The organism is Polaromonas sp. P1_G4 (assembly GCF_056405475.1).
Map to the genome: position 1 here is coordinate 1 of NZ_JBFUCA010000529.1, position 2,812 is coordinate 2,812.

6 protein-coding genes are annotated in these 2,812 nt (G+C 58.0%); all 6 read right to left on the reverse strand.

Going from position 1 to position 2,812, the window contains the following annotated elements; all coding sequences use genetic code 11:
* Window positions 1-324: 50S ribosomal protein L22 (gene rplV / locus AC1D1X_RS19955; protein ID WP_477698980.1), on the reverse strand; the 324-nt coding region annotated here is incomplete at its 3' end.
* Window positions 325-334: 10 nt separating this feature from the next.
* On the reverse strand, window positions 335-613 hold the full coding sequence (gene rpsS, locus AC1D1X_RS19960; protein ID WP_007866503.1) for a 30S ribosomal protein S19: 279 nt from the start codon (window positions 611-613) through the stop codon (window positions 335-337).
* Window positions 614-622: 9 nt separating this feature from the next.
* Complete coding sequence (gene rplB, locus AC1D1X_RS19965; protein WP_477698981.1) at window positions 623-1,447, reverse strand: 50S ribosomal protein L2; 825 nt, start codon at window positions 1,445-1,447, stop codon at window positions 623-625.
* Complete coding sequence (gene rplW / locus AC1D1X_RS19970) at window positions 1,447-1,782, reverse strand: 50S ribosomal protein L23 (RefSeq protein WP_457281637.1); 336 nt, start codon at window positions 1,780-1,782, stop codon at window positions 1,447-1,449. Before rplW ends, rplB begins: the two co-directional genes overlap by 1 nt.
* Window positions 1,779-2,399 carry a 50S ribosomal protein L4 gene (gene rplD, locus AC1D1X_RS19975; RefSeq protein WP_011481230.1) on the reverse strand — a complete coding sequence of 207 codons (621 nt, stop codon included), beginning with the start codon at window positions 2,397-2,399 and terminating at the stop codon, window positions 1,779-1,781. Before rplD ends, rplW begins: the two co-directional genes overlap by 4 nt.
* On the reverse strand, window positions 2,399-2,812 hold a 414-nt coding region (rplC, locus tag AC1D1X_RS19980), incomplete at its 5' end, for a 50S ribosomal protein L3 (RefSeq protein WP_477698982.1). The genes rplD and rplC, both read right to left, overlap by 1 nt.

The following is a 2,812-nucleotide window of genomic DNA, read 5'->3' on the forward strand; positions in this document are numbered from 1 at the left end:
GCCAACGACCACGTACACATGGCACGTGGGCTTGCTGATGCTGTTGCCGCGGCCTTTTGCGCGCGCGGAGAAACGCTTGAGCGTGGCACCTTGTTCGACGTAGATGGTTTTCACCTTCAGCTCGTCGATGTCGGCGCCATCGTTGTGTTCAGCGTTGGCGATGGCGGACTCCACAACCTTCTTGATGATTCCAGCAGCTTTTTTCTGCGTGAAATTCAGGATGTTGAGGGCTTGATCCACTTTCTTGCCGCGGATCAGGTCAGCGACCAGACGGCCCTTGTCGACCGACAGACGAACGCCCCGGAGGGTTGCACGTGTTTCCATGGTCTTTTCCTTACTTTCTCACAACTTTTTTATCAGCCGGATGACCTTTGAAAGTCCGGGTGAGTGCGAACTCGCCCAGCTTGTGGCCAACCATTTGATCGGTGATGTAGACAGGTACGTGCTGCTTGCCGTTGTGAACGGCGATGGTCAGGCCGATGAACTCGGGCAGGATCATGGAGCGACGCGACCAGGTCTTGATCGGCTTTTTGTCCTTGTTGGTAACGGCCTTGTCGGCTTTGGCTACCAAATGATGGTCGACAAACGGACCTTTTTTGAGTGAACGTGTCATGGGTTAGCCTTACTTCTTGCGACGCGAAACAATCATCACTTGCGTGCGCTTGTTGTTGCGGGTGCGGTAGCCCTTGGTCAGGTTACCCCATGGATCGACAGGATGACGGCCTTCGCCGGTCTTGCCTTCACCACCGCCGTGCGGGTGGTCAACCGGGTTCATCACCACACCGCGAACGGTCGGGCGAATACCCATCCAGCGCTTCACACCGGCCTTGCCGAGACGGCGCAGGCTGTGTTCTTCGTTGGCGACTTCACCGATGGTGGCGCGGCATTCGATGTGGATCTTGCGAACTTCACCGGAGCGCATACGCACCTGGGCGTAGGTACCTTCGCGGGCCAACAAGGTTGCAGAGGTGCCGGCAGAGCGGGCGATTTGCGCGCCCTTGCCGATTTGCATCTCGATGCAGTGAATCGTCGAACCGACAGGAATATTGCGGATCGGCAGAGTGTTGCCGACGCGAATCGGCGCTTCCGAACCGCTGATCAGCGTGGCAYCGACTTCAAGGCCGCGGGGGGCGATGATGTAGGTGCGCTCGCCGTCGGCGTAGCAGAGCAGAGCAATGTGGGCCGTGCGGTTGGGATCGTACTCGATACGTTCGACCTTGGCCGGAATGGCGTCCTTGTTGCGCTTGAAGTCGACCACACGGTAGTGGTGCTTGTGACCACCGCCTTTGTGGCGAACCGTGATGTGCCCGTTGTTGTTACGGCCGGACTTCTGGAATTGTGGTTCCAGCAGCGGCGCGTAAGGCTCACCCTTGTGCAGGTGATCCCGGGAGATCTTCACCATCCCGCGCATGCCGGGGGAGGTGGGTTTCATTTTAATGACAGCCATTACGCAGACTCCCCACCGAGGTTGAGCTCTTGACCTGGCTTGAGCGTCACGTAGGCCTTGCGAATGTTGTCGCGGCGGCCCACGGATTTGCCAAAGCGCTTGGTCTTGCCTTTGATGTTGAGGACGGCAACCGACTGGACGTCCACCTTGAACATCAGCTGCACAGCAGCCTTGATTTCAAATTTGGTAGCGTCCTGCAGCACCTTGAAGGTCACGGCATTGGTCTTGTCCGCAATCATCGTCGCCTTTTCAGACACGATGGGAGCGACCAGGACCTGCATCAGGCGGCCTTCGTCGAATTTCAGTTTTGGAGAAGATGGGTTACGGGCGCTCATGCGAACATCTCCTTGAGTTGGTCCATGGCAGCCTTGGTGACCAGAACCTTCTTGTAGTGAACCAGCGACACCGGATCGGCGTAACGGGGCTCAACCACGAGGATGTTCACCAGATTGCGGGAAGCCAGGTACAGGTTTTCATCAACCACATCAGCGATGACCAGCACCGAGTTGAGGTTCATGGCCTTGAACTTGTCAGCCAGGACTTTCGTCTTGGGTGAATCCACAGCCAGCGAATCAACCACAGCCAGACGGCCTTCGCGCGCCAGTTGCGAGAAGATCGACGCCATGCCGGCACGATACATCTTCTTGTTGATCTTCTGCGTGAAGTTTTCGTCAGGCATGTTCGGGAAGATACGACCGCCGCCGCGCCACAGTGGCGAAGACGTCATACCAGCACGTGCACGACCGGTGCCCTTTTGTTTAAAAGGCTTCTTGGTCGAGTGACGAACCTGCTCACGGTCCTTCTGGGCCCGGGTACCCTGGCGGGCGTTGGCCTGGAAGGCCACGACCACCTGGTGAATCAGGCTTTCGTTGTATTCGCGACCAAACACGGTATCAGGCACGTCCACTTTGGACGAAGCCAGACCTTGGTCATTCAGGAGTTCGACCTGCATCAGTTCGCTCCTTTAGCAGCGGTGGTGGGCTTGGCCTTGATCGCGGCGCGAACCGTGACAAAACCGCCTTTGGAACCAGGCACAGCGCCGCGAATCATCAGCAGCTGACGGGCTTCGTCGATGCGCACGATGTTCAGGTTTTGCGTGGTCACGGTGACATCACCCAGGTGGCCCGTCATGCGTTTACCAGGAAACACGCGACCAGGATCCTGCGCCATACCGATAGAGCCGGGAACGTTGTGCGAACGGCTGTTACCGTGCGACGCGCGCTGCGAGCTCATGTTGTGGCGCTTGATGGTACCGGCGTAGCCTTTACCAATGGAGGTGCCCTGCACGTCCACCAGCTGGCCCACGGCAAACACATCGGCGGCGGGCACAACAGTACCAGCAGCGTATTTGCCTGCGACGTCAGC